This window comes from Paenibacillus sp. 11B (assembly GCF_030487755.1).
Lineage (GTDB): Bacteria > Bacillota > Bacilli > Paenibacillales > Paenibacillaceae > Paenibacillus > Paenibacillus vandeheii.
The window spans coordinates 138,751-162,893 of the sequence record NZ_JAUKNS010000006.1 but is presented as its reverse complement, the minus strand read 5'-3'; the positions used below and the strand labels follow the sequence as shown (position 1 = coordinate 162,893).

The window sequence follows — 24,143 nt, the reverse complement described above, 5'->3', positions numbered from 1 at the left end:
CTTTAGGCCATGCCATACCCAATAACACAGTGTGAGGAGGAGACGCATGAAGAAGAAAAGCATCCTGTTGTCCTGGGGCATTTCTTACATGGTCATTCTGCTCATTCCCATTGTGATCGGTGCTGCTGTTTTTGCCGAGTCTCGCATGCTGCTAGAGGAAGAAGTTAATCGTTCCAACATGGTGCTGTTATCTCAGGTGCAGGAAACTATTGATAACCAGATTGGCGATATTGGCAGCATCAGCAATCAATTAATGGCCGACTCCCAACTCATGAGCTTCATTAATCACGCGTCTGAACAGGATGCCCGCTGGAGGTTTATGGGGATTGATCTGATCAAAAACCTGAAATCCACACGCGTCGGAAACGGCTTGATTAGTGAACTGTATATTTATATCAAACAGTCCGATATTGCGTTGTCCTCTTCTTCACTCATTCAAAAAAAGTATCTATATGACATATTCTATCAGGGCACGAATGTATCCGAGGAAGCGTGGACCCGGCTTATGCATGACTCTGGTAAAAGCATGTACCGAAAGATGGAGGTTCGGAGCGAGGACCGACGGATTGAGGACACGCTGGTCTATATTCAGCCGTTTCCGATTCAGAATGGCGCTGGCAGCCCTGCTACCTTTGTCGTTAACCTGGACCCCAATCGGTTCCAGCAAGCCATTGATAATGTACGTTTGGAAAAGGAGAGCACCGTGTTCATTCTGGACCACGACGGTCAAACGTTATTTTCTACCGGATCACTTGAAACCCCTTACATAAAGGGGGAGGATCTTAACCTTTTCGAGGATGCTGAGAAAAGAACGGAAACCATCGATTGGAACGGAGAATCCGTGACCATATCGCAGATTTCTTCCAAGATCCAGGACTGGAAGTATGTATCCATCATACCTACCCGAATCTATGCCAAGAAGCTGACGGTCATCCGCGATATTACGCTTGGAGGCGTTATCGCAGGACTTATCCTTGGCGGGGTGGCAGCCTGGTGGTTCACCAGACGGAATTACCGTCCGCTGGGACGGATCATGAACATTATCTCGGATAAGGTCAAATGGAAACTGGAGCAGCCGGACGATGAATATGGCATCTTGCAGTCTGTCCTAATCCAAGCCTGGGAAGAACAGGATCAATTTGCGAACAGGCTTAAAGATCAGCAAAGCGTTATACGGAGCAGTCTGCTCTCCAAGTTGATGAAGGGAAGGGTACAAGTAGGTGAGGAGTTTGCTTCGACCCTGGAAAGCTCTGGCATTCGGTTCGAGACAAATTCATTTGCCGTATTGCTCCTGCACATTGAGGATGTTGAAGGACTGTTCCGTTCCAGAGTTCGTGAGCAGGACAGGGAGGAGAAGCATCAATTTGTGCACCTAATCCTGACCAATGTGCTGGAGGAGATGATTGGCTCGATCGGTCACGTATACTCTGTCGACATTGATGGAAGAATCGCGTTCCTGATTAATATTCGGGAGTGTGAGGAGGATACGGAGGATACCAGTCATCGGTTAATTCATGCAGTCGAAGAAGCCCAGCGTTTCATTGGCTCCCGATTCTGTGTGTACTTCTCTGTTGGCATCAGCCATGTTCATCACCGTATGGCGGAGATCGCGGATTGTTTCCGGGAATCGGAAGAAGCGCTGGAATACAGGCTAATTCTGGGGATCGGTCAGATTATTGATCCGAACCGGATTCGTCGGCCCAAGGAGGAGCTGTATTACCCTCTTGATCTGGAGAGACAGCTCATCAATTATATCGCTACAGGGAATTATGCCCGTTCCACGGAAGTGATGAACGAAATTCTCATGACCAATTTCGCAGGAGAGCCCTTGTCGGTTGAACTGGCTCGCTGTCTGATGTTTGAGTTGATTGGTACCTTTCTGAAAGCTACCGAACAGATCAAGACGGACGACCAGAACGAGATGACGCAGCGCAACGATCTGATCCGGCAATTGTATGCATGTGAGACCTTTGAGGAGATTGAGGTCGAATTGCTTCGGATACTGGAGACGGTATGCCAGACCGTGCATGAGCGCAAGCGGTCCCGCAGTGAGGAATTGAAGGATCAACTAGTGGAATTTATCCATGAGAGTTATGCGGATGTCAATTTGGGTTTGACCCATTTATCCGAGCGGTTTCGTTTCCATCCAACCTATGTCTCCAAGTACTTCAAGGAACAGACAGGAGTCAACGTGATTGATTACATCAACCATTATCGAATTGAGCAATCCAAGAAAATTTTACAGGCAGAGGAACTGACGATCCAGGACGTATCTGAGAGGGTGGGTTTCCTGAACAGCAATTCGTTCATTCGTGTATTTAAGAAATATGAGGGAATTACACCCGGCCAGTATAAGCAAAATAGCAGACTTGTCCAGCAAGAGAATTGAAGAATATGACTTGCCTAGAGGAGGAACGGTTCATGTGGAAAAAAGCTATTGAAGATGCATTGAATGTCACCCGGCGCAACATAGATCGATTCGAGGGGCGCTTTCCCCATGTTAGTAACGGGGATGAGCATTATGTGCTTAATGATAATACGGAGTGGACGGCAGGATTCTGGTCGGGCATTCTGTGGTTAAGCACGGAGTATACGCAGGACCCGAGGTTCCGTGAGGCAGCCGTAAATAGCGTCGATAACTTCCGTCGGCGAATGGATCAGAAAATCATATTTGATCATCATGATATTGGCTTCCTCTATTCATTGTCTTCCAAGGCACAATGGATTGTGGAGCATGACGCCGCCGCCAAAAAACTCACGCTGGAAGCTGCGGATATGCTGATGAAACGTTGGCGGGAGGAAGCTGGACTAATCCAGGCCTGGGGACGCAAAGGCGATGTGAGTAACGGAGGGCGAATTATTATCGATTGCCTGCTCAATCTTCCGCTGCTGTTCTGGGCGTATGAGCAGACGAATAATGAGGAGTATCGCCGCGTTGCCGAGCTGCATGCGCTGAAAAGCCGCCGTTTCCTCGTTCGTGGGGATGACTCAAGCTATCATACTTTTTATTTTGATCAGGATACCGGAGAGGCTATTCGAGGCGGTACGCATCAGGGCTACCATGACGGCTCTACCTGGACACGCGGACAGGCATGGGGGATTTATGGTTTTGCACTCTGCAGCCGCTATCTGCAAAGTGCCGAGATGCTGGAGACAGCGAAGCGTCTCGCCCGTTATTTTATTGCCCATCTTCCGGAGGATGAAGTAGCGTACTGGGATTTTGATGCCCCGCAGACACCTAATACGAAAAGGGACAGCTCTGCATCGGCCATTGTTGCCTGCGGTCTGTTGGAAATTGCCGGACAGCTTGATGAAGCTGATCCTGAGCGGGAGGCTTTTCGGAATGCAGCGGAATCGTCCGTGAAATCTTTAATTAATCATTATTCCACGCAGGGCTCGGATACAGCAGAGGGTCTGCTGAAGCATGGCTCCTACTCCGTAAGAGGTGGAGATTCACCTGATGATTACACGATCTGGGGCGATTATTTCTATCTTGAGGCGCTGATGCGTCTGGAACGAGGTATCCTTGGCTATTGGTACGATCGATAGGATGAGAATTGTTGTTTTTGTATACCTCTATATCGTAGGTTGATGAGGATACAGACGTTTTTGTTGCCGCTGTTCCTCCAGAAGTTGCATCATCCAGTGCTGAATGCTCGTCGTCTGCGGAGTAGCATAGGCAGAATGGGCGAAATTGCAGGTCTCCAGCGGATCGTCCGTCAAGTTGTACAATTCATATTCATCCTGTACCGGTTGTGTTTTCGTTGTGGTTACACATTGCCCTGAAGTTGGATTTCCCACAGGCTGCGTGATGACATCCTTAACACCAGGCTGACTCCAGAACTGAGCATGATCGAAGTACCGGGAAAACTTCCAGATTTCCGGTTTATTGTTTTTATAAAGGGTGGTAATGACGGTTTCGATGTGGTTGGGTTGTACAACCGACGAATAGGGTACGCCTAATGGATTCGTTTGGTGCTGACCACGGGTGACATCGTCGTCGGTCATAAAATAGACCGGTTGCCGTGTCAGTCCCGGATTATTTTTTCCATATATAAGAGGCGTAAGATCCCTTCCTACCAATGGGCGCGCTTCACTGAACTTCTTTTGCAATCGTCCATGGATTTCGGAAACGTTAATACGGGCCAGACCCAGCATCGTTGGCAGCAGATCGACATGACTTGTCAGGCTATGCACATGTTGCTGCTCAGGAAACAGATGTTTATTGTGAATCAGAAAAGGAACATGAAGGTATTCCTCATAGGCACAGTACCACTTTTGGTGAAGATTACCGTGAGCGCCCAACAGATCACCATGATCCGATGTGAAAATAACAATGGTATTGTCATAGAAGGAGGAACGCGTAAGAGCTTCATACACTTTAGACATTTGGTGATCCGCATTTTTTTGCAATTGATAATACAGCTGGCGGTAGAAGCTCTGATCGGTGATAGGCTGCAAAGCTCTGGGATATAAATCTCTGTAACTCGCCTGACAACGTGGTTTGGTGCCCAGCCACTCGTGTATCGTCGGAGGGGCGTCGACAGGGGGCATTGGGTCTACCTCGAATTTGAAATCGGGCAGGCGCTCGGCGAGATCACCATATAACGTAATATCATGCGGGTTCACAAAGGAAGAGACAATGAGCCAGGGCTCAGCATGTTGGTTTTCATTCTTCCTGCGATCAAGGGATTCAATGAGATGAACCGTTTCTGCGGCGTACACCTCGTCCCGTCCACTTAAGCCAAACGCGGCGGAAGAAGCGGAGTTTCGAGGGTTTCTGCCTATGGGATCAGGGCCAATCCAGTCGGAGAACCCAAATTCCTCCAAACGGCTCGCGTGAAGGTACAGACTTTCCAGGTGTGGCTCAGGAACTCCCGTCAAGGGGTTATAGCTGGGAACACTTTGGTGGGTGCCGGGAGAGATAATATCCGCATTGGAGATGTGCCATTTTCCCTTATAATACGTCTCGTATCCTGCTGCCCGAAAGTAATTCCCCATGGTAGGCACCGTATTTGGATTCAGCCAAAACATGTCGGAGTCAAACGATTCCTTGGCAATGCCGACAGTCTGACTGACACCATGCAGTGATGGATATTGACCTGTGAACATGGTAGCCCGGCTGGGACAGCAGGCAGTTGATCCGATGTAATGCCGATGGAATTCCATGCTGTGAGACTTTAAACGTTCCTGGGTAATCAGATTTTCTCTGCGCCATGCCTGTATTTCTTTGCTTTCATATATAGGAGGATACCGCTCCTCATCTACAAGAATGACAAGAAAGTTCGGTTTCTCCATAGTAGAAGATGGCGGGGGAGTATTGTTCACGGAGTTCACACACCCTCAATCGTTTTTACTTTAAGGTATGTGATGAAGCTTACGAAAAGTCCATTTCCACTTACCACGTCATGACTTATACACAAAAACGACCGTTCCCCTATAGAGCATGGGGAACGGTCGTAACTTTAACATAGCTCTTTTTGTTTCTTTAAACTTGCGTTTTGGGTGCAAGCTCAATGGCGGAACGGATGGCGGCCAGCATGCTTTTGTCATCAGCAATGTTTTTGCCTGCGATGTCAAAAGCCGTTCCATGGTCTACAGAAGTACGGATAATCCCGCCTTTGAGACCCACTGTAATGTTCACACCTTCTTCAATGCCCATGACTTTGATCGGTGCATGTCCCTGATCGTGATAACAAGCAACAACGATATCGAAATCGCCACGGCCAGCGCGGAAGAATAACGTGTCCGCCGGGAGTGGACCAACCACGTTAATGCCTTCCTTCTGCGCACGTTCGATGCCGGGCTGCAGTTTTTCTTCCTCTTCACCATTACCGAACAATCCGTTTTCGCCCGCATGCGGGTTAATACCGCATACTGCAACGCGTGGATTCTCGAAGCCAGCTTTTTTCAATGTATCATGAGCCAGTTTAACCACAGTGTATGTTCTTTCCGGGTTGATGCTCGCAATGGCATCAATCAGACCCATATGCGTCGTAAGGTGAATCACTCGCAGATTGGGTGTAGTCAGCATCATGGAGAAATCCTCGGTATCGGTCAGATCAGCCAAAATTTCGGTGTGACCTGGATACAAGTGTCCACCCAGATGCAGGGCTTCCTTGTTCAGAGGCGCCGTGCAGATGGAGTGGATTTGCTGTTTTTTGGCCAGATCAATGGCTTTCGCCAGAAACTGAAATGCTGCATCTCCCGCAACGGCAGATACTTTTCCATATTCCAGATCTGCAGGAATGAGATCCAGATCAATGACGTCCACAGTACCGAATGCATACTTGGCTTCGGATGGCTCATGAATGGCATTTACTTTCAGGCTCGATCCGATGACAGGCAGGACACGCTCCAATATTTTCGCATCGCCTATGACGAGTGGATTGCAGTTGTTGTAGACCTCCTGATGGCCCAATGCTTTCATAATGATCTCGGGTCCAATGCCTGCTGCATCGCCCATTGTAATTCCTACGGTTGGTTTCATACGGTAACTCCTCCTTTTAATTTTTTAATCGCATGGATGAAGACGTCGGGCTTGCCGAATCCGCCCGCTTTGGTAATTACGTGCAGATCGTCAATTCCAATAAATTTCGATATCGGTACACCAATTTCAAGCTCATCGAGCAGTTCGAAACCGCTGATATTCCACTTCATACAGATTTGTTTAGCCGTATCTCCGCCGGTCATGGATACACCTTTGAAATACCCATTCTCTAAGAGCTTGGCACAGATCTCACCTATGGCCCGTACAATTTCATTGCTGACCTCGGTGTGATTAAGCCCTCTGACTTCACCCGTAGCACGTGCCAGTTCAATATCGACCTGTTCCGCGGTTGAATAGAGGACAACGTCATTGCCTTCCACGGCTTTGGCCTTCACTTCCTCATACACACGATCGATTTCTTGCTCACGATCTGCTGAACCGGATACGGCTTTGAAGGAGTGAAAAGCGATTGCTGATATGTTGGTTTTTTGTAGCAATTGCTTGAGCTGCTCACGGGAGTTTTTGTTCACGCTCCCTACAACGGTGAGTATGGGGCCCGGATTCGCAGGAATCGTCAATTCCGTGGACTGGGCTCCCAAGCCGTAATGAGTGGGAAGGTAGTTGGCAATTCCCGCTGATCCTGCCCAGGCAAATGAATATTCCAGTTTGCTGGTGATACTTAGGACCTGCTCCAGATGCTGCTCATCTGTCGAGTCGACGAGGATATAGGGAATGTCGTTTGCTTTATAGGTTTCCAGTAGTGACTTTATGTGATCTGTGCCCGATTCAAGATCACTCACCTTAATCTCGCCCACTTCATACTTAGTCTGGAGCTTGAGCAGATCCGGAAGATACGATAAGGTCACAGGTGTCTTCGGATCATTCGCAATTTCGGTATCAGCCAGTGGAACGCCGTTCAGATAATGCGTGCCGTTAAGAATGGTGCGATTGTTCTTGGGATAGCCCGGGGCGATCATCATAAAATCGGGCTTGACCACATCGTATAAAGCGTCAATCTCGATCCCGATGTTTCCGCGCATGGTCGAATCCATTTTTTTGAAAATGGTATTAAATCCGTTCCTCAACAGCAGTTCGGCTGCTTGGCGTACCCGCTGATACGCATCCTCCGGTATGATAGAACGGCTATCGGTATCGAAGACAACCGCATCGTAATGACGAATGTTATCTTCATCCATGTTGAAAAGTACGCTTGTCTTTAATCCATGACGGGCAAGCTGCACCCCGCTGTCATTGGCGCCGGTCAAATCATCTGCAATAATGGCTAATTTCATGCAGTCATCCCTCCTTGGAAAGCAAAATTAAATATAAGTCCGGTCAGCTAAGTTTAATGCATTTATGTGGACGGTCTTTGATTGTATTTCTCTACGCCGCCTGACTTCTCAAGCCTTTTGGAGAGGAATCCGATGAATATCGGAAGCAGGATGGCAGTTGTCACAACACTTGCAGCAATCTGTACCGTAGCGATCTCGGCAATCGGGGCAAAAGAAGCGTTTGCAGCCACGATGGCAGCAGGCGTACCTACAGCGTTACCGGCTGTGGAACCTTCAGAAGCACCAACGATCGGGTTCCAACCAATAGCTCTGAACAACAGGAATCCAACGCCGCCAGTGATCAATACAGTCAGTACACCCAACAAGATACCGCTGAGTCCGCCTTGAATGATCGACGAGAAGTTAATTCCCATACCCAGTGAAAAGGCGAAGAAAGGAACGAGCTTGTCACTGCCTTTATGCAGCCATTCAGCCAAGTTTCGATCCAGATTACCGATAATAACGCCGACGATAAGCGGAAGCAGTACAGCTACAAAGGACATCGGGGAGAACATGCCGTTGGCAAAGCCCATCGCACCGAAAATGGAAAGAGCAACCATGGTGAGGAACGGTCCATCGCTGAGCGCGAGGAAAGGATAAGCCGCCTTGTCATCTTCTTTGCCGTATTGTCCGGCCAATGCGATGTACAGTCCACCATTGGAATTCGTCATGGCGGCGATAATTGCAAGCGGTGCCAAACCAAGGAATAATCCATTGGAGTCAGCAAAGAATATGGCGATCAAACCTAATATTGCACCAACTGCCCACTTGAACACAAGCAATGTAACGCCTTTACCAACCGAAGAACCTGCCGTCTTGAACGTGATTTGCGTACCGGCAATTAACAGGAACAGGGCAATCAACGTGCTTGAACTGTTTACGAACAGGGCTTCCGTGAAACCTCCGATTCGCAAAGCATTCGGAAAGAATGTGTTAATGGTTGCGCCGAGCAACAGGGGAACAACCATCATACCGCCAGGAATACGATCTAATGTTGCTTTAATGTTCATAGTAGTGGCTCCTTATGAAGTAATCGTTTTTATAAAGCGTTTGCAGGGATTATGTTATCCCATATTGTTTGTTTTAGCAACGCTTAATTATTGTAAATTTAAATTAATTATTAAAGTGTTTAATAATGCAACATACATAGTCGTAAAAAAAGCGTAAACCTAAAGTTATTCTTTAAGTTTACGCCATAACGTGGCACGGTTAATCCCCAAGCGGTCGGCCGCCTTGGATTGATTATTGTTTTCCTCATGCAGAACGAATTGAATAATCTCTTTTTCGATTTCTTTCAGCGTACCACTTAGCTTCATCGTATTCGATGAGGGTTGTTCACCAAGCAGATGCGACAAGGTCTCGGCTGAGATCACGTAATCCTGTTCATTCAGTGCAGCCTGTTTGATTAGATGCCTCAACTGGTTCACTGTCATATGCGGGACTTGATCTCTGATTAGTTGCAGCGCGTCCTCTTTCATTTTGACCGCAACCGTTCCATACTTCTGATAATAATCGCTGAGGAAATGCTGGATCAGTGGAGCAAGATCCTCTTGCCTGTCCACAAGGCTTGGCATAATGATTGTATTCAGCTCGATGTCCAGTGTTGCATTTGTATGAAGTCCCTGTTCGCCCAGGATGAATACCCCAATCTGCCTCTGTAGACAAGCCTGAATGAATGAGGTCAGTTCCTCTTCCGATGGGCCATTTCCCAAATGATTTATTTCCACGTTTCGGACCTTGGAAAGTGGGATTTTGTGCAAATGACCGGGAGGAACCTGGGCAAGATCGATTTGGAGCATCAGCCCACCGCTGGAATACATCTGATGAATATGTTTTACCAGAAAAGATTTACCCGAATCCGCTTCACCTAGCAGATAGATAGGTTCATGGTTCTCGTAAAGAGCGCGGATGTTCTTCAATACCGCCTGCATCGCAGGGGATTCGGCAACAATCGGTTCCATGGATATATAGGTATACGCCGTTATGCCAAATTGTGCAAATGCATAAGGCTGTCCTTTTTCAAGGGAGTAGACTTTATAGATTTTGTTACTTAACGTCGTTTCATAGGCCGTCACCGTAAGTTGATAATCATCCACGATGAACACATTCTGAACTTGGGACTGGTGGAAATCCAGGTTGGTATTAGTAAGATAAATGTGATTATCGGTCAGCGGATTCTGCTCAAAATCAGTCAAATTCTCGAATACAACTTCGTTCTGGTCGTCCAAAATAATGAGATTTGGATGCTCCTTGGTCACCAGGTTATTCAAGATGATCGATACCGCATGATTTTTGCTCAAATAACGATATACCAACTGTGCATCTTCAAGGGCTCTAAGAATCGATTCCTTGCCGGATTGGATCAGTAGACCTTCCATTCCATAGGTTTTGGCCGTATTCACGGTGATGACATCGCCAACAATCTGACGGTATCCTGACGCCTTCAGCTCCAGCAGCAGCCTTGCCACTTCCTCCGAGCTGTGTATGGTATATACCTTTAAAGGCAGTTCCATGAGATCGATAATGGACTGTGCACCTGAAGTAATATTGGCAAAGCCGACGATAGCCGTTTGGCCGTTGAACTGGCTTGCCAGCGTCAACGAACGAATCATGTCATATCCGGACAGCTGCACATCAATGACGGGAATGGTTACTGCTTCCTTGATTAGCTGAGCCGTTCCCCCGCGGCTAATCATAATCTCCGCCCCGTTTCGTTCAGCCTGGGCCGCCAATTCGGCGCCTTTCATCAAATCGCCTACCTCATATTGAATGGCTAACTGGGGAAATTGCGGAATGCATTCTTCTATAATAGTAGTCATGGATTCGTAAGGAGCGATAATATGAACTCGTGTACGCATAATTTTCCTGCCTTTTATAAAAATCATTCATGTTCCTTCTGGTACATCAGACCAGAGGACTTTCCTTATTATAGCCAACTTGCAGAGGAATGGCATCCCTGGTTCGCGTCAGTCTCTTGCCGGTCACATGGGCAGGCTGGTTTTTATTTCGTCCATTGAGATAAACAGGGCTACGGCTATAATGAAACATAGGGTCAGCACAATACAGATCATATAGAGCGGGGGACGACAATGATCATAAAGTGGATTGATGAATTGCGATCATTTATTCACAACAAGCCGAAGAAACTAGCTTTTAAAATACCATTTGCTTATTTTGTAATCATATTGCTCACAGTTGCATTCAGTTATATGGTACTCAGCCAAATATCTTCGAACTCGGCCCAGAAGAAGATTAATGAAACGTCGTTGCAAACCATTACATCCATCCAAACAAATGTGGAGCTGATCATTGAGAATGTAAACAACTATTCCAAAATGATTTTCTCGGATCATAACTTGCAGGACCTGCTAAGGCAAGGGGATGTATATGCCAACCTGCAAACCCAGGCCAAGGTTAGTACATATTTGTACAATCTTATGCAAGCGGTTCCAATGATTGATTCGGTACATATTTATGATAATTCAGGGCATCGATTCACCGTTGGGACAGAGGAATTGCCTACATTTCTGGAAGCGAACGTTGAGGAAGCGTTGTGGTATAAGCAGGCCTTGAGCAATAAAGGAAAATATATGCTGATACACCATGCCAGCGATGCTGTACCTGCAGATCCGGAGGATGAACAGTTTGTCTCCTTTATTCGAATGATTCGGGATCTCGACGATACTTCCCCACTCGGGGTGTTGGTTATGAATATTAAAGGGCAATCGTTTGCCCAAGCATACGCCAATCTGATCACCCAGGATTCGTTTCAGATCGCTATTCTGGATGAGCATAATCAGATCATTGTCGATAATTCCACCGTGGACCCAAGCAATACCACTTTTCAGGAGATTCTTGCTGCGCACCAAGATGAACTGGAGCAACATTTCAAGCAGAGAAGCTCAGGATCGCTTACGCTGAGTAACGGATCACAGAAATATGCGGTCTCGTACAGATCGGATGGGCAGGAGCATTGGAAGTTCATCAGTATGAATCCATATGACAGGGTGGATACCCGAAATAAGTCACTGGTGTTACTCGCGCTGCTTCTGTTAATTATTAATGGAACAGTCTTTTTTGTTAGCTCGTTCATCATTTCAAACAGTATCATCAAACCTATTCATAAGCTTCTACGTTCCATGAACAAAGCACCGAGCGGCAATTTCAGGAAAGTGAATGTGGAACTGAATAGTTATGAATTCAAACAGCTATTCATGGGCTACAACCAGATGATTGAACAAATTGACCAAATGCTGAAGCGCATCATGGAAGAGCAGAACACTATCCGCAGAGCTGAGCTGAATACACTCCAGGCTCAGATCAAACCGCATTTCTTATATAACACGCTGGATTCCATCACTTCGCTGGCTCTGTCCGGTCGCAATCATCAGGTATGCGAACTTTTGGAAGCGCTGGGTACATATTATCGCATGAGTGTCAGCAAAGGTCGTGAAGTAATTACGATTGGAGAAGAAGTCGAGATTGTTCGAAACTACATGAAGATTCAGAGTACGCGTTATCAGGACACCTTTGATATTGAATTCCGGGTGGATGAGGACTGTTCGCTGCTGCCTATTCCTAAGCTGGTGCTGCAGCCATTGGCTGAAAATTCACTCTACCATGGTATTCGCCCAAAAGGCACGAAGGGAACGATCTGGATCAACGCGAGCAAAACAAAAGACGGGGTGAGCCTGACTATATCCGATGATGGGGTGGGCATGTCGGATGATGAGATGGTCCAGATTCTCCATACGGAACGAAAAGGCGAGATCAGAAGCTTTGGCCTGTGGGGAACGATGGAGCGACTGCGAATGTTTTATGGCATACAAGACTGCATAACAATACATAGTGAACCTGGGAAAGGAACGACGATCATGATAAAAATACCGAGGGGAGCAGATGCATCATGGAACCATTGAACGTATTAATCGTGGACGATGAATATCTAATACGGAACTTGCTTCGTATGCGTATCGACTGGGAGAAGCAAGGGATGAGGATCGCGGGTGAAGCCTCTAATGCACAAGAGGCCCTTGTTTTAGTGGACAAGCAGAAGCCGGATATCATTTTTACGGATATTTATATGCCTAACATGGATGGAATTGAATTAAGCCGAGTGATTCTGAAGAAGTACCCGGCTATTAAAATCGTGGTGGTCACAGGGCATGATGAGTTTGAGTATGCACGCAAGAGCATCCAGATTGGCATTGTGGATTTTATATTAAAACCTATTCGTGCTGCGGAACTTCTTACAGTGACGGATAAGCTCAGAATCATGTTCGAAGAGGAGCGGGCGCGTGAACAGGAAACCCGAAGACTCAGAGCAGATTTGGAACGTAATTTTCCATATCTCAGGGAAAAATTTATGCTGCAATGGTTGAATGGCGCTATCATGACGCAGGCTGAAATCCTGGAGAAAGCGGTATATTTCAGTATTCCGATGCTTCTGGAGGTTAATGAAATCCAGATAGCGGTTATCGAAATTTCCACGGCGTCGGCCAAGGAGTCGGAGGAGCAACTGATTTTGCTGAGCATGAAATGCAGAAACGAGCTAGACGCATTTTATGAGAAAGAACCAAGCGTTATTCGTTTGACGGACACGCTCAACCGGATTGTGCTCATCGCCTTGAATTCAGTTGTCGATTTAATTCAGCATGGCGAAGTGCTCATCCCCCTTCTAACCAGAGTTTATCCCTGCTCTGTGAGCATGGGTATCGGACGCAAACACGGCCGTGCAGCAGAGGGACCAGAGGCATATCAGGAAGCCTGTCGCGCTTTGCATTACCAAGCCTTTGTCGGTAAAAATCAGGTTGTCTTCTTCGAGGATATCGTGGAGAACAGGGAACAGGCCTATCGATCCAACGCCGACCTTCTTCAGCAATTGCAATTTTACATCAGTGTCGGTTCTGTTGAGCGTGCTGTTGAAATGCTGAATCATATTTTTAACGTGTCCTTTTCAAGTGTGTCACAGTTCCGCCTCGCGGCAATGGACGTAATTACCGAATGTCAGCGAGCAGTCATGGAACAGCAGATGGAAAATGAGCAGGTCCTTAACAAAGAAACACTGGTTTCCATTCTTACTGCGGATCATCTCCCGGAATTATATATATTGTTGGAACGTTACATCCGAGATGTTACCGAAATGGTGCATTCCAAAAACCAGATCAAGGAAGACAACCTGATTAGTCAGGTAAAAGAGTATCTGGAAGATCGGATGAGTGATCCTGATGTAGGTCTGGCGAGTACCGCCGAGGCCTTCTTTGTCAGTCCGGGTCATTTGGGAAGGTTGATGAAGAAGGAGACAGGGAAAACCTTTGTGGAGTACCTTACGAATTTACGCATGAAAAGGGCAGAGTTACTGTTGAAGCAGACTCAATTGAAGGGGTATGAGATTGGGGAGCAGGTTGGCATCACAGACCCGCAATATTTCAGTGTTTTATTCAAAAAAAGCGTGGGCAGATCCATGAATGAATACAGACAACGCAAATCATAATCTGAAAGATGTTGGAATTTTAAAAGCGATTGTGCGTTTTCTAAATGGTGATACCGGAGAGGGTTCCCTAAAATAATACGAGTAGAACAAAACGATTAGGGAGGTCACAAGATGAAAGCGCTATTAAGAAAATCGCTGGCTATGGTAATGGCGTTGGGTATTGCAGGCAGCTTGGCCGCATGTTCATCCGGGTCAACGGAGGGGACAGGCTCAGGTGGAAGTGGAAGCGTATCCTTGAAGCTGTGGGATCAGTCCGTAGGCAATACTGATCCGTCGGCCAAATTATTGCCGCAAATCATCGAGAAATGGAACAACGAACATCCCGACATCCAGATTGTACGGACAGGCACAACCGGGGAACAATATAAAACGAAAATCAAGACATCCATTGCCGCAGGCGAGGCGCCTGATCTGTTTTATGGTATGGGTGGAGGAAGTTTTATGGAGCCTTATATCCAATCCGGGAATGTGTTGGAAATAACCAAGTACATTACTGATGATCTCAAAAAAAGAATGGCTCCAGGCATGGCAGAGGCGATTGAAAAGGACGGGAAAATCTACACCCTTCCGGTGTACACCCATATTGCTAATCTTTATGTGAATACGAAGCTGTTCGAGCAGGCGGGAGCCAAACTGCCGACAACCTATACGGAACTGCTTGATGCAATAGAAAAATTGAAAGCTGCCGGTATCACCCCGGCTCTCATGGGCGAAAAGGATCGCTGGCCAGGCATGTACTGGTATGACATCATTGCGATGCGGCAGGCAGGGAATGAAGCGGTCATTGAAGCGTTCAAGGACCCTGCAAAATGGAATTCCCCCGATTTTATTGCGGCGGCTGCGAAGATGCAGGAACTGGCCAAAGTCGGGGCATTTAACAGCAGCATGTTCAGCATGGGTTATGATGAAATGTTAGGTGCGTTCAATGCAGGGAATGGAGCAATGATGTTCCAGGCCAACTGGGTCAATGCGGGTATTGAAGATCCATCCTCGGCAACCAATGGCAACGTTCAGGTCATTCCTTTTCCTGTATTTGAAGATGGAAAAGGAACGAGTACAGAGATTTTCGGTGGAGCGGTGGATGGCTTCTACATTAGCAAAAACACCGAGCATCCCCAAGAAGCGGTTGAGTTTCTCCAGTATTTGAGTGAGCAGTTGGGCACGCAAGGCTATCTGGCAGGGGCAGGGCTCCCTAGCTGGAACACGGACGATCTGGATACATCGGGATTATCCACGCTCGATCAATCCAGTGCGGAAATCATGAAAACGGCGACTTCATTCATTGCCTGGTGGGACAACATTTTACCCGCGGAATCGGCAGAGGCGCATAAAAACCTGATTGCACAGCTATTGGCGGGAGATGTGACTCCCGAAGAATTCTGTGAACAGATGGCACAGCTGAAACCAACGGAATTAAGTCTCTAATCCATGGAAACCCAAAACAAGATTGCAGTCAGGGCTGCACCCTGACTGCAACTTGGAGAGGAGGATGATCATGAACGCGGTATTTTCCAATAAAACGACGATTGCGATATTTGTTTTGCCAACACTTATACTCTTCTGCGGTATTGTACTCATTCCGATTTTTGTCTCCGGTTATTATAGTCTGCTGGATTGGAACGGCATTGGCAAAGGTGTGTTTGTCGGACTGGATAATTATGTTGAAATGTTTAAAGACCCACGAGTATTGAATTCGATTAAAAATTCGCTGCTGTTCGCGGGGGCATCGGTGTTCATCCAGCTGCCGATCTCGCTGGTGTTAGCGCTTGTACTGGCTTCAAATGTAAAGGGAGAAGGGTTTTATCGTACGGTCTACTTTATACCTGTTCTGATCTCAACCGTTGTCATTGCACAGTTATGGTCCAAAATCTATAACGCCGACTATGGACTTCTGAATGCTTTGCTGGAGAGTATAGGGCTGTCTCATCTGGCCCAGGACTGGCTTGGACAGAAGGACACGGCCCTTACGGCCTCCTTTGTGCCAACTCTGTGGCAGTATGTCGGTTATCACATGCTGCTGATGTACGCAGGCGCGAAGTCCATTTCGCAGGATATTGTGGAGGCGGCCAAAATGGATGGTGCTTCCCGCCTGCGAACCGCATGTTCGATTACGATTCCGCTGATGAGGCCCATACTCAAAGTATGTCTTATTTTTTCGGTCATTGGGGCCTTTAAAGTGTTCGATCTGATCTATGTACTGACGGGCGGGGGGCCGCTGTTTACGACCGAAGTGCCAAGCACGTTGATGTATACGACGATTTTTGGAATGTACAGGTATGGCTATGGAAGTGCAATATCTGTCTTTATCATTCTGGAATGTCTGATCTGCACTGTAATTATCAATAAATGGTTCAAAACCGAGTAGGGGGTGAGAACACTGAGTACGGTTGAAGTGGTACTGTCGTCCCCGAAACCAAAACCGTGGGGAAAAATCCTGTTGCATCTGTTTTTGATGATCGTGGCCGTCATCCAGATGTATCCACTCGTCTGGCTTGCTTTCTTCTCCCTCAAAGATAATAGCGAGATATTCAGCGGTGATGTTGCAGCTTTTCCCAAAACATTTCTGTGGAGCAACTACAGCCGGGCGTTATCGGACGGACATGTGTTGAGTTATTTTTTTAACAGCGTGTTGGTGACGATCATCTCCATTATTCTTGTATTAATTCTCGCCTCTATGACGGGATACGCGATTACGAGGATGAACTGGAAATGGAGCGGGCTCACGATGACCCTGATCCTTCTGGGTATTATGGTTCCCATCCATGCGACGTTGCTGCCTTTGTTTATTATATTGAAAAATGTAGGATTACTGAATACGTATTGGTCGCTCATCATTCCTTATGTTGCGTTTGGCATTCCGATGGCTGTGTTTATTTTGGGCAGCTTTTTTAAGGGGGTTCCTCGCGAACTGGAAGAAGCAGCGGTTATCGATGGCTGTGGAGTATACAAAACATTTTTCTCCATTATTATGCCACTTGTTCGTCCTGCGGTGTCTACGGTTGCCATCTTTACCTTTCTCGCCTGCTGGAACGAGTTGATGTTTGCAGTCACGTTTATTAATAATGAGGCGTATCAGACGCTCACGGTGGGTATGATGTCCATGGTGGGGACGTACATTACGCAGTGGGGGATTATCGGAGCGGGACTCATGATAACCACTTTGCCAACCCTTATTATTTATTTACTTCTGAACAAACAGGTGCAGAAGAGCATGATCGCGGGCGCGATCAAGGGCTAAGAAGGAGATAAAAAGCCAAGGATGGCATGAGGATTTCTAATTTGCGTTGAAGCGGGCTGTCCCATGTCATTTATGACGAGGACGGCCTTTTGCTGTTTGGGTCTGGAACGATGCATGCTCTCAATATTGAAACCTTCAACCACATAATCATGTATTATAGTACATATGAACTGATCGAAGGAGGAACTTGTTGTGGGAATCTTATCGAGGTTTAGGGACGTGATGAAAGCGAATGTTAACCATATGCTGGCTCGGGCGCAAGATCCGGAGAAGACCGTGAATGAATATATGCGGAGCTTGAGCAGTGATCTGGGTCAGGTGAAGGCAGAGACTGCTGCGGTTCTCTCGGATGAGAACAGGGCGAAGAGGGCTTTGGACGAATGCACCGCAGAGATTAAGAAACTACAGCGATATGCAGAAAAATCTGCGGAGTCCGGTGATGAAGACAAAGCACGTAGTTTTCTCGAAAAGAAGGCAGAGCAGGCTGAGAAACGGAATGAATTACAAGCTGCCTATGACCGGGCTTCTGCCAAAGCCAAAATGATGAAGCATATGCATGAGAAGCTGGTTGCGGATATGAGACAATTGGAATCACGGCATGCAGAGCTGAAGGGCAGGATGGCGGCTGCCCAAGCGCAACAACAGGCCAATGAACGGAACGCCTCGGCTTCCAAAGCGAACGCTGCTTTCAAGGCTATGGAAGACAAAGCGAATCAGGCGCTTAACGAAGCTGAGGCTTTGGCTGAACTGCGTGCTGAGGCACAGGAAGATGATCTGGATGTGTTAATTGCGCAATTGGAGCAACAAATGAATGCCGAAGCGGGTAATAATGCACAGGTGACGCCGAGTCCAGAGGAAGAGCTTGCAGCAATACAGAAGAAATTGGAAGATAAATAAAGACATATATATAGTGTCATACATTTCGTTAAACATTGAGGTGAGCAAATGCCGGTAATCGAATACAAATGTCCCAACTGCGGCAGTGGAATGCTTTTTGATAGTGCAACTGGAGCATTATCCTGCCCCAGCTGCGGACGACAGGATAATATCGAACAGCTCCCCGATCCGCTGAAGAAACAAGTGTTCACGGAGAATGAGGTCAAGGAGTATCACTGTAACAGCTGCGGCGCGGATATTGTGACTGAGCCGGAGACAAGTGCTACGACATGCAGCTTCTGTGGAGCTGCCGTTGTTCTGAGTGATCGACTGACGGGAGATCTGGCACCGGCAATGGTCATTCCCTTTTCAATCAGTAAGGATGAGGCCAAGCAGGCGTTCAAAAAGTGGTGCAGAAACGGCTTGCTGACACCTAGCGGATTCATGACAGCTGACCGGGTCAAGAGCATTACCGGGATATACGTGCCTTTCTGGTTATATGAGTTACATAACAAAATCGAAGTTCATGGCCGTGGCACAAAAATCAGGACTTACACGCAGGGTGACTACCATTACACGGAAACGCAGCATTTCGATATTTACCGGAGAATCCGGCTTAATTATGTGAATCTGCCCATTGACGCTTCGGAAAAAATGAAAGATGAACTGATGGATAAGCTGGAGCCTTTTCCGTATAACCAGTTAAAGCTTTTCAAAACCCCGTATCTCGCCGGGTATATTGCTGAAAAATATAGTTATACCGATGAGGAACTATACCCGCGTGCCAAGGAAAAAACGAGCTCTTATATCGATTCCTATATTGCTTCAACGGTTTCGGGCTATAGCAGTGTCAGCTACACGGACAAACAGATTGATACCACGTTAAAAAATGCAGACTATGTGCTGCTCCCGGTATGGATGGTTTATTATGACTACAACCGTTCGCAGTATACTTTCGCCATGAATGGTCAGACAGGTAAAGTGGTGGGAAAACCGCCCATTAGTAAAGCTAAAGTTGCCGGATGGTTCGCAGGAATTTCAGCCGTTTCTTTGTTGTCATTGAAACTGGTCTCCTGGATGATGGGAGGTGGATTCCTGTGAGAAAAAGAAAACATCTGGCATGGATGGCGACGCTCATTTTATTGGTGATTACTCTCGTTTCTCCATTGATTCCAATGTCAGTGGCATCGGCAGCCGACAGCAAAAACCTGGTATACGATGAAGCTAATCTGTTGAATGAGCAGGAGAAAAGTGAACTGAATGCACTGGCGAATGAGTATGGAGCCCAAAGGCAGACGGACTTCGTTATTTATACTTCAAATAATGAGCAGCAGAAGAGTGAAAAGTTGCTGACCGAGGATTTCTACGACGATCAGGGACTTGGTTACGATAAGGCTCATGGCAATGCAGTTATTTTGACAATTGACATGTATAACCGGAAGATGTATTTGGCTGGCTTTTATAAAGGGGAAGAGTATATCGACAACGGCAGAGCCGATAAAATTACAGCCAAGATTGCACCAGATGTGACGGAGGGGAATTATAAACTGGCTTTTGAAAAGTATATCAAGCTGTCCTACGAATATATGGGAATTAAGCCGGGAGTGAATCCAGATAATATCCTCTTCAATATTTGGTTCCAACTCATTGCGTCAGTAGCCATTGGAGGCATTGCTGTTGGGGTAATGGCCTATCGTTCCGGTGGGCGAGTTACAGTTAATCGTGCTACTTATGAAGATTCAAGTAATTCCAGTGTAATTGATCGTCAGGATCGCTATATCCGTACCACCGTAACCAAACGCAAAATCGAGAAAAACAATAACAACGGTGGCGGAGGCGGTGGAGGCGGAGGTACCAGCCGAGGTGGTCATTCGCATAGCGGAAGCAGCAGATCTTTCTAGAATAAGGGGAATGTCCAAATAGAAGGGATGGGAACAAGTATGGGATTTTTCAAAAATCAATTTTCGAATGTGGTGGAATGGGAAGAGTTCAGAGATGATATGATTTTCTGGAAGTGGAGTAACCGTGAGATCAAGAAAGGAAGTAAACTGATTATCCGTTCGGGACAGGATGCGATCTTCCTGAATAACGGTAAGGTGGAAGGGATTTTCGAGGACGAAGGATCGTTTAATATCGATTCCGAAATTATTCCGTTTCTGTCTACCTTAAAAGGATTCAAATTCGGATTTAACAGCGGCATGCGGGTTGAGGTGCTGTTTGTAAATACGAAGGAGTTTACGGTTCGGTGGGGTACGCAAAGTCCGGTATTGATTCCGACTCCTCAACTTCCAGGCGGGATGCCGATTCGTGCGAATGGTACGTTTAATTTCAAAGTAAGCGACTATGTCACACTGATCGATAAAATCGCGGGTATTAAGCAAAGTTATCTGGTCGAGGATGTCAAAATTCGAATTACGTCTGTGTTGGATCAGCTGTTGATGAAGTGGATTAGTCGTGAGGGCAAGGACATGTTCAACCTGCAGGCGAATGCTTCAGATATTGCGAAAGGCATTCAGGAAGATCTGGATATGCAAATGATGGATATCGGGATCGGAATCACAGGCTTCCAAGTGATGAGCTTCAATTATCCGCAGGAAATCCAGGATATGATTACGAAGACGGCTTCACATGAAATGATCGGTAATTTACAAAAGTATCAGCAGGTTAGCATGACTGACGGCATCTCATCCGGTAAAGTTAAGGGTGGCGGCGCTGCTTCGGATATGGCGGGCATGATGATGGGCATGAACATGGCGAATGAAATGATGAAGAACATGAATCAGAATCAAAACAATAATGCTAACCCATCTCAGAATCAGAATTCGGATCAAAAGTCTACGGCAAATCAAAACAGCGATGCAGGTGCATCTTCTTCGTCCGGGGATAACAAAAAGCCGAACTTCTGTCCGAACTGTGGCGCAAAGAATGAAGGGGCCAATTTCTGTCCAAACTGTGGTCAGAAGTTGGGTTAATACATCTAAATATAAGAAGGGCTTACTCAAAGATGCAAGGTGCATACTGTGGAGTAGGCCCTTTTTTTCATTCTATTTTAAACGGAATAAAACAGTTGACAATTCATAGCAAATCATTTATCTTTAAATTAAGATATTTAATTTGAATATAAATTACATCTAAGACTAACCGATTACAAATATCTTAAATACACTTTAGGAGGAGAGATCCAGATGATGATCCCAACATTGACCAGAATTAATGAACTTTCAAGAAAAGCCAAAGGTGCAGGATTAACGGAGATGGAGAAAGTGGAACAAACTCGTCTGCGTCAGGAATATCTGCAAACCTTTCGTGGTTCGATCAATGATATTCTGCTGAATGCAACCATCTATGATCCGAACGGCGACGACGTTACTCCGGATAAACTGAAACAGAAACAAACCCAACAAAATAATAACAGACTCAGTTCGATCTAATATCTTAATTTAAAGATAATATAAATGAACATAATTATAATAAAGCGCATATCAGACTATCATCAAATAACCATTCCCATTCAAAATGTTCGTTAAACCAAGGAGGAAATGATAATGACAATTCAAACAGCAGGTATTCACCATATTACAGCTTTCGCGGGCGATCCGCAGACCAATGTCGACTTTTATGCTGGAGTTCTGGGACTTCGTCTTGTGAAAAAAACGATCAACTTCGATGCACCAGACGTGTACCATCTGTACTTTGGAGATGAGAAAGGCAGTCCGGGCACCATCATTACATTCTTTCCATCAGCGGGATCACCGCGAGGCAAAATTGGTGGCGGTCAGGTCGGTATTACCTCATATGTGATCCCGTCTGGGACTATTGGCTTCTGGCAGGATCGGCTGGAGCAGTATAACATTGAGGTAACCAAAACAAATCGGTTTAACGAAGAGCTGCTGCAATTCGAAGACAGCGAAGGCTTGCGTCTTGAGCTTGTTGAACGTGAGGAGGGTGCAGCCAGCACCTGGGTGCATGAAGGCATTCCAGCGGATAAAGCCATCAAAGGATTTGGAGGTGCAGTACTGTTCAGCGTCAATCCGCAGAGAACGATGGATGCGCTGACTAAAATACTGGGATTCACCAAAGTGAATGAGGACGAGGAATATGTACGTTTCCGGTCCAACGGTGATATCGGTAATGTCGTTGATGTTCCTGTCACTCGGATGCCTCTGGGTATGGGTGGAGCAGGTACGGTCCATCATATTGCGTGGCGTGCCAAAGATTTTGCAGAGCATGAACAGTGGAGAGAAGCTGTGCAACAGTATGGCTATCAACCAACCCCGGTTCGGGACCGTCAATATTTTAACGCAATCTATTTCAGAGAAGCTGGCGGAATCCTGTTCGAAATTGCTACCGATCCTCCTGGATTCGCGAAAGATGAGCCTGCGGAGTCGCTTGGACAGAAACTCATGCTGCCCGAATGGTTTGAGCCATACCGTGCCCAAATCGAAGGCAATTTGCAGCCCATTCAAGTAAGAAACCTGGAACCTGTGCCATCTGTAGTGGAGCGTTGATCCCATTGAGCATTAAGTAGTCCTGACTGTGAAGTAACCTGTGTAAATCAATTGATCGAGTTGTAGAGAATTAATCACTTTGATATAAGTTCAACTAAAGGAGCATTGAAGGATGATGGAGAAAAAGGTTACCTGGCTGGAGCTGTTCTATGATTTGCTCTTTGTAGCAGCGGTCTCCAAAGCAGGTCATGTCCTGCTGCATGCCGAACACGGCGTGATTTCGTTTGAATATCTGATGAAATTCGTATTGATTTTCATTCCTGTCTGGTGGGCATGGGTCGGTCAGACTCTATTTATTAACCGTTACGGTCAGGATATCTTCATCCATCGCGTATTTCTCATCCTTCAGCTCCTTTCCGTTCTGGTGATGACGGCGAGCCTTTCGGTTGATTTTGACCAGTATTATCTGCCCTTCTTTGCGGGTTATATTGGTTCGAGGGCACTGACAGCCATTCAATATTTGTTGATTCATAATTCCAAAAGCGAACATCAGCAAAAGGCTGCCCGTTATCTGGGCTTATGCTTCATCATCGGCATATTGATCTCAACAGGTTCCCTGTTCTTCGATTCATGGCTGCGATATGCGATTTTGTACGTGGGAATTGCTGTGGATATCATCCTTCCACTGATTGGACGCAAAAATCTGGTGAAGGTGCCGATACACACCCATCATTTATTGGAACGTTTCGCTCTGTTTACACTCATCCTGCTCGGTGAATCGGTCGTCAGTATCATTGCCGTGCTGCAAATGGATCACTGGGATGTACAATCTGTTTTGTTCGCCGCGTTTACATCCATATTCGTGATTGCGATGTGGTGGCAGTATTTTGATAACGTTGAGAAGAAAGTCAGTAAGGAGATTCAGACCGCCGGGCAAGCCATTATCTATGGCCATCTGTTCATCTATATATCCATGAGCATGATCGCCGCTTCCATTCAACTTTTGTATCTGGATAAACTCAATTACGGTTTCATGTTGGCTTTTGTATTCGGTTCGGTTCTGTTGTATTTTATGTCAACTTCCTTGGTGTTCCACCGATACAGACATGCTCATCTGCGGCTCCGTCCGCGTCACTTGGTGCTTATGCTGGGAATAATGGCTGCGTTTATCGCTGTTGATCTGGTTTATCAGGTACCTAACTATGCAATTGTGGGAGAGAATATGGTGTTCTTCCTTGTCTATGCCAAATTAACGACCTGATGCGTG

The 24,143-nt window shown here is 46.4% G+C and carries 19 protein-coding genes; 14 read left to right on the top strand and 5 right to left on the bottom strand.

Going from position 1 to position 24,143, the window contains the following annotated elements:
* Positions 1 to 46: 46 nt before the first annotated feature.
* Together Q0V21_RS24755 and Q0V21_RS24750 are read left to right on the top strand one after the other, a co-directional pair.
* Positions 47 to 2,389, top strand: coding sequence for a helix-turn-helix domain-containing protein (locus Q0V21_RS24755; RefSeq protein WP_301881043.1), 2,343 nt, complete (start codon positions 47 to 49; stop codon positions 2,387 to 2,389).
* Between the two features lie 32 nt (positions 2,390 to 2,421).
* On the top strand, positions 2,422 to 3,549 hold the full coding sequence (locus Q0V21_RS24750; RefSeq protein WP_301881042.1) for a glycoside hydrolase family 88 protein: 1,128 nt from the start codon (positions 2,422 to 2,424) through the stop codon (positions 3,547 to 3,549).
* A 27-nt stretch (positions 3,550 to 3,576) separates the two neighbouring features.
* Here the strand turns inward: Q0V21_RS24750 and Q0V21_RS24745 are convergent, their stop codons facing one another.
* From Q0V21_RS24745 to Q0V21_RS24725, 5 genes are all read right to left on the bottom strand, one after another.
* On the bottom strand, positions 3,577 to 5,298 hold the full coding sequence (locus Q0V21_RS24745) for a sulfatase family protein (protein ID WP_301881197.1): 1,722 nt from the start codon (positions 5,296 to 5,298) through the stop codon (positions 3,577 to 3,579).
* A gap of 190 nt (positions 5,299 to 5,488) precedes the next feature.
* Positions 5,489 to 6,490 carry a 4-hydroxythreonine-4-phosphate dehydrogenase PdxA gene (gene pdxA / locus Q0V21_RS24740; RefSeq protein ID WP_024629479.1) on the bottom strand — a complete coding sequence of 334 codons (1,002 nt, stop codon included), beginning with the start codon at positions 6,488 to 6,490 and terminating at the stop codon, positions 5,489 to 5,491.
* The gene (locus tag Q0V21_RS24735) at positions 6,487 to 7,782 is read right to left on the bottom strand and encodes a four-carbon acid sugar kinase family protein (protein ID WP_301881041.1); all 1,296 of its coding nucleotides are present in this window, start codon (positions 7,780 to 7,782) and stop codon (positions 6,487 to 6,489) included. The genes pdxA and Q0V21_RS24735 overlap by 4 nt, the downstream gene beginning before the upstream one ends.
* 62 nt (positions 7,783 to 7,844) lie before the next feature.
* Entirely contained in the window at positions 7,845 to 8,831 is a 987-nt protein-coding gene (locus Q0V21_RS24730) for a 2-keto-3-deoxygluconate permease (RefSeq protein WP_024629477.1), read from the bottom strand.
* Between the two features lie 165 nt (positions 8,832 to 8,996).
* Complete coding sequence (locus Q0V21_RS24725) at positions 8,997 to 10,706, bottom strand: sigma-54-dependent transcriptional regulator (RefSeq protein ID WP_301881039.1); 1,710 nt, start codon at positions 10,704 to 10,706, stop codon at positions 8,997 to 8,999.
* A gap of 204 nt (positions 10,707 to 10,910) precedes the next feature.
* Here Q0V21_RS24725 and Q0V21_RS24720 point away from each other — a divergent pair, with 204 nt between their 5' ends.
* From Q0V21_RS24720 to Q0V21_RS24665, 12 genes are all read left to right on the top strand, one after another.
* Complete coding sequence (locus tag Q0V21_RS24720) at positions 10,911 to 12,740, top strand: cache domain-containing sensor histidine kinase (protein WP_301881038.1); 1,830 nt, start codon at positions 10,911 to 10,913, stop codon at positions 12,738 to 12,740.
* Positions 12,728 to 14,314 (top strand): response regulator, encoded by a 1,587-nt coding sequence (locus Q0V21_RS24715; RefSeq protein ID WP_301881036.1) that lies wholly within the window; start codon positions 12,728 to 12,730, stop codon positions 14,312 to 14,314. Before Q0V21_RS24720 ends, Q0V21_RS24715 begins: the two co-directional genes overlap by 13 nt.
* A 111-nt stretch (positions 14,315 to 14,425) precedes the next feature.
* Positions 14,426 to 15,739, top strand: a complete 1,314-nt coding sequence (locus tag Q0V21_RS24710) for an extracellular solute-binding protein (protein ID WP_301881035.1) — start codon at positions 14,426 to 14,428, stop codon at positions 15,737 to 15,739.
* Between the two features lie 70 nt (positions 15,740 to 15,809).
* A complete protein-coding gene (locus Q0V21_RS24705; RefSeq protein WP_079344910.1) occupies positions 15,810 to 16,679 on the top strand; it encodes a carbohydrate ABC transporter permease in 870 nt (289 codons plus the stop codon).
* A gap of 72 nt (positions 16,680 to 16,751) precedes the next feature.
* Positions 16,752 to 17,552, top strand: a complete 801-nt coding sequence (locus Q0V21_RS24700; protein WP_301881034.1) for a carbohydrate ABC transporter permease — start codon at positions 16,752 to 16,754, stop codon at positions 17,550 to 17,552.
* 192 nt (positions 17,553 to 17,744) lie between these two features.
* The gene (locus Q0V21_RS24695) at positions 17,745 to 18,449 is read left to right on the top strand and encodes a PspA/IM30 family protein (protein WP_301881033.1); all 705 of its coding nucleotides are present in this window, start codon (positions 17,745 to 17,747) and stop codon (positions 18,447 to 18,449) included.
* Between the two features lie 48 nt (positions 18,450 to 18,497).
* Positions 18,498 to 19,529 (top strand): TFIIB-type zinc ribbon-containing protein, encoded by a 1,032-nt coding sequence (locus tag Q0V21_RS24690; RefSeq protein ID WP_079344906.1) that lies wholly within the window; start codon positions 18,498 to 18,500, stop codon positions 19,527 to 19,529.
* 23 nt (positions 19,530 to 19,552) lie between these two features.
* A complete protein-coding gene (locus Q0V21_RS24685) occupies positions 19,553 to 20,329 on the top strand; it encodes a TPM domain-containing protein (RefSeq protein ID WP_443146325.1) in 777 nt (258 codons plus the stop codon).
* Positions 20,330 to 20,368: 39 nt separating this feature from the next.
* Positions 20,369 to 21,400, top strand: coding sequence for an SPFH domain-containing protein (locus Q0V21_RS24680; RefSeq protein WP_079344904.1), 1,032 nt, complete (start codon positions 20,369 to 20,371; stop codon positions 21,398 to 21,400).
* Between the two features lie 216 nt (positions 21,401 to 21,616).
* Positions 21,617 to 21,859, top strand: a complete 243-nt coding sequence (locus Q0V21_RS24675) for a DUF896 domain-containing protein (RefSeq protein WP_301881196.1) — start codon at positions 21,617 to 21,619, stop codon at positions 21,857 to 21,859.
* A gap of 114 nt (positions 21,860 to 21,973) precedes the next feature.
* Complete coding sequence (locus tag Q0V21_RS24670) at positions 21,974 to 22,936, top strand: ring-cleaving dioxygenase (RefSeq protein WP_079344902.1); 963 nt, start codon at positions 21,974 to 21,976, stop codon at positions 22,934 to 22,936.
* Between the two features lie 112 nt (positions 22,937 to 23,048).
* Positions 23,049 to 24,137 carry a low temperature requirement protein A gene (locus Q0V21_RS24665; protein ID WP_301881031.1) on the top strand — a complete coding sequence of 363 codons (1,089 nt, stop codon included), beginning with the start codon at positions 23,049 to 23,051 and terminating at the stop codon, positions 24,135 to 24,137.
* The last annotated feature ends 6 nt before the right edge of the window (positions 24,138 to 24,143 follow it).